This window comes from Collimonas fungivorans, from assembly GCF_028292705.1.
Taxonomy (GTDB): Bacteria; Pseudomonadota; Gammaproteobacteria; order Burkholderiales; family Burkholderiaceae_D; genus Collimonas; species Collimonas fungivorans_B.
Genome location: NZ_JAQGLV010000177.1, coordinates 1 through 3489, shown reverse-complemented (window position 1 = coordinate 3489; position 3489 = coordinate 1). Strand labels below are relative to the sequence as shown.

Below are 3489 nucleotides of genomic sequence, written 5' to 3'. Positions count from 1 at the left end.
GTTAAAGACGTGTCCGGCCTGATGCGCTTTGAGCAGGTACGAAACCAATTATGGCTTTATCCGGATTCCAACCTTGCGAGCTTGGCGCGTGAGCTGGGCTATACGGATCAATCCCACCTGAGCAGGGAATTCAAGCGCTACAGCGGCACTACGCCCGCGGCATTCGCGCGAAAGGCAAAGAAAGGTAAACAGGCTGCAGGCAGCGATTTTGTCGCGTTTGTACAAGCCTGAGACAGAAGCATTCAAGTATCTTGCGTATCAATCATTCCCCATGAAAGCTACGCTTGAAAACCACGCTTGAAAGCAATATACCCGCACAAAGTCATTCCATTCACGATGTAATCATTGCCGGCGCCGGGCCCGTAGGCCTGTTCCTTGCCTGTGAGCTGGCCTTGGCCAAATGCTCCGTCCTGATATTGGAAAAGGCGGAGAACCCACGCTCGCCCTTGAAGCAGCTTCCGTTCGGCATGCGGGGACTCTCGGCGCCGACTATCGAAGCGCTGTACCGTCGTGGATTGCTAAAAGAACTTGAGCTGCCAAAACGCCTTAAAGACCCCCACGGCTCACCGGTTTCCGTACAAGAGGCACAACTCCGTCGTCCAGGGGGACACTTCGCCGGCATTCAATTTCATAACGATAACATTGACACCTCACAGTGGAAGTACCGCCTGCCGAGCTCGATCGATACCAGTTTGTTGTCTGAACTGGAGGAGTTTGAGTCTGTGCTGGCTCGCCGCGCAGAGGCCCTGGGTGTCGAAATCAAGCGCGGGCTTGCCATTACCGGCTTTCAGCAAACCGAGGATGGCGTGACGGTCCAGTCAGGCGAGCAATTTTTTGAAAGTAAATGGCTCGTGGGTTGCGATGGCAGCCGTAGTGTCGTCCGCAAGGCAGGCGGTTTTGAATTTGCCGGTACGGAGCCGGAGTTTACCGGCTACTCTGCACAGCTTGATATTGCCGATCCGGAGAAACTCAGTCCAGGCCGAAACGTGACGCCAAGAGGGATGTATTTCCAATCCCAGCCTGGTTATCTGATTCTGCAGGATTTTGATGCCGGGGCATTTCATCACACAAAGAAACCAGCCACGCTTGAACACGTGCAGGAGGTTGCGCGCCGTATCTCGGATACCGACGTGACCATCAGCGCCCTGCATATAGCAACCACCTGGACCGACCGGGCACGGCAAACCACAAGCTACCGCAATGGACGGATACTTTTGGCCGGCGATGCCGCGCACATCCATTCGCCGTTGGGAGGCCAAGGGCTCAACCTTGGACTGGGCGACGCCATGAACCTGGGTTGGAAGCTCGCCGCAACCATCCAGACGAAGGCGCCTGAAGGTTTGCTGGACAGTTATCAAGCTGAACGGCATCCAGTTGGCGCACAGGTCCTGGATTGGTCACGCGCCCAGGTTGCAATCATGAGGCCAGACCCGCATGCCCGCGCGCTCAATGCAATTGTCCGCGACCTTATCAGTACCCGCGATGGCGCCACCTATTTTGCAGGAAGGGTATGGGGTGTTTTCACGCGCTACAATCTCGGTAGCGACCACCCCCTGGCAGGCCACAGCGTTCCCAACTTCGAGTTCGAAGATGGCGCCAGAATTGGCGAGCTGATGCACGACGGCCAAGGGCTACTGCTTGATTTCAATATGAACGCTTCCCTTGAAGCTTTGGCGAGTGAATACGGCGGCCGGATGAAGTACGTTTCGGGCCGGGCGAAAGAACAGCTAGGCTTGAGTGCTTTACTGATACGCCCTGACGGGATTGTCGCCTGGGCTTCTGACAGCAAACCGGATGAGCAATCGATCAGGCAAGCGGCTGCTCCCTGGTTTGCTAGATAGCCCGCTGGCCGCGAAAATCTACTCCATCCTGGCGATGTTTTGCTAGAACATGTGCCGCATGCCGAGCATGATGCCCGCCTGCCCTGCTCCCGGGGCCGGCGTTGTACCGCCGCCACCGCCGCTTACGGAGTATCTGGCCTTTGCGCTATTGGCAAGATAAGAACCTTGGGCATAGAGCGCGGTGCGTTTGGACAGGAAATAGGTGCCGCGCAAGGTTCCCATCGCCGCGCGCGTGTCGTGGTCCTTGTTGATGATCCGGTATACCTCGCCATCGACCAGGAGCGCCGGCGTCGCCAGATACGATGCGCCTATGAAGAACAGGTTCGAGCGCACATCGGCCACGGCGGCCGATTGGGTGTCGACGCGGCGATTCAGCCAGCCAGCGCTGATTTTGGCGTCGCCGAATTTCGCGTACGCACTTACATGCGCGCGTGCATCCTTGTCAGAGCTATTTGTGAGTACCGTCGGCGCCACGCCGTCGAAGAAATTGGCAGCGGCATTCGGGCCGCCGCGTTGCTCCTCATACGATGCGGCGATGCCGAAGGAGCTTGCATCGTATTTGGCCATCACCGACCAGTCCCGGCATGCGGTGGCAACGCCGGGCTGGGAACCGGCGCAAGTGCCTGCCCCGGGCGAATTCCCGGTGCCGGCGGCATCGCGCCCGAACGAGTAGCCGGCGCCCAGCGTCAGGTTATGCAGCGTATTGATATAGGTAACCGAATTGTCGGCACGGGCATTCGGCACATAGGCGTCCAGAGAGCCGAGGCCGTAGATGTCGGGGCCGATGAGGTCGGCGCCGGCCAGCGCCAGGTAGGTCATCGTATATTGCCGTCCGAACGCCACGGTTCCCTGCGGCCCCTTTATACCGACGAAAGCCTGGCGCCCGAACAGCCGCCCGCCCTGCCCGGAATCGCCGGCGCGCACATTGAAACCGCTTTCAAGGGTGAATACCGCGCTGTAACCGCTGCCGAGATCCTCGCTGCCGCGCACGCCCCAACGCGAGGGCAACTCGCCCGTCACGCCTGGCATGCGCAGCACGTGATCGCCTGCCGCGTTCGCATGCGACACATATTCGATACCGGTATCGATCACTCCATACAGCGTTACGCTGGTTTGCGCTACGGCGGCGGTACTTGCCGCACTGAGTGCGCTACACATAAGAATACGTTTGGACGTTAACATTATCGAACTCCCCAGGCAGTTATTATTGGATTTTCATGAAAGCATCAGTCATTCACACGCGGCCGCTGCACCAGCAACAGTGCCGCGGCGGCGGCCACCAGCGTGACGGGAATGCTGGCGCCGATGACAACTGCAGAGCTGCTGCCCATCGCCAGCAGCTGGCCCGCCGCCAGCGGCCCGACCACAGAACCGATGCGGCCGACAGCCACAGCCGCGCCGACGCCGGTGCCGCGCATCGCGGCCGGATAGAAGGCAGCTGAAAGCGCGTACAGGACCGACTGCCCGCCAATCACGAACATGCCGGCGCAGAACGCCGAAACCGTCAGCGCAGTGAAGCCAGGCGCCATGGACAAGGCGGCGAGCGAGGCGATAATGCAGATATACATCCCTGCCACCACGGCCCTGGGCTGCATGCGATCCATCAGCATGCCGATGAACAATGCGCCAAGGCCGCCTCCAACGTTGA

Annotated in this window: 4 protein-coding genes; 2 read left to right on the top strand and 2 right to left on the bottom strand. The window is 59.4% G+C overall.

Annotated elements, in window-relative coordinates; translation table 11 throughout:
- Both JWQ61_RS09785 and JWQ61_RS09780 read left to right on the top strand, forming a co-directional pair.
- On the top strand, nt 1-231 hold a 231-nt coding region (locus tag JWQ61_RS09785), incomplete at its 5' end, for an AraC family transcriptional regulator (RefSeq protein WP_304360363.1).
- 53 nt (nt 232-284) lie between these two features.
- Nucleotides 285-1841 (top strand): FAD-dependent monooxygenase, encoded by a 1557-nt coding sequence (locus JWQ61_RS09780; protein WP_304360362.1) that lies wholly within the window; start codon nt 285-287, stop codon nt 1839-1841.
- A gap of 42 nt (nt 1842-1883) precedes the next feature.
- On the opposite strand, the gene JWQ61_RS09775 is transcribed toward JWQ61_RS09780, so the two are convergent.
- Both JWQ61_RS09775 and JWQ61_RS09770 read right to left on the bottom strand, forming a co-directional pair.
- The gene (locus JWQ61_RS09775; RefSeq protein WP_304360361.1) at nt 1884-3023 is read right to left on the bottom strand and encodes a porin; all 1140 of its coding nucleotides are present in this window, start codon (nt 3021-3023) and stop codon (nt 1884-1886) included.
- A gap of 44 nt (nt 3024-3067) precedes the next feature.
- Nucleotides 3068-3489 (bottom strand): MFS transporter (locus JWQ61_RS09770; protein ID WP_304360360.1); only part of this gene is annotated, 422 nt, incomplete at its 5' end.

Bases quoted from the DNA above. Each gene is read 5' to 3' on its own strand.
- JWQ61_RS09775 (WP_304360361.1), bottom strand. From the start codon at position 3,023: ATGTTAACGTCCAAACGTATTCTTATGTGTAGCGCACTCAGTGCGGCA.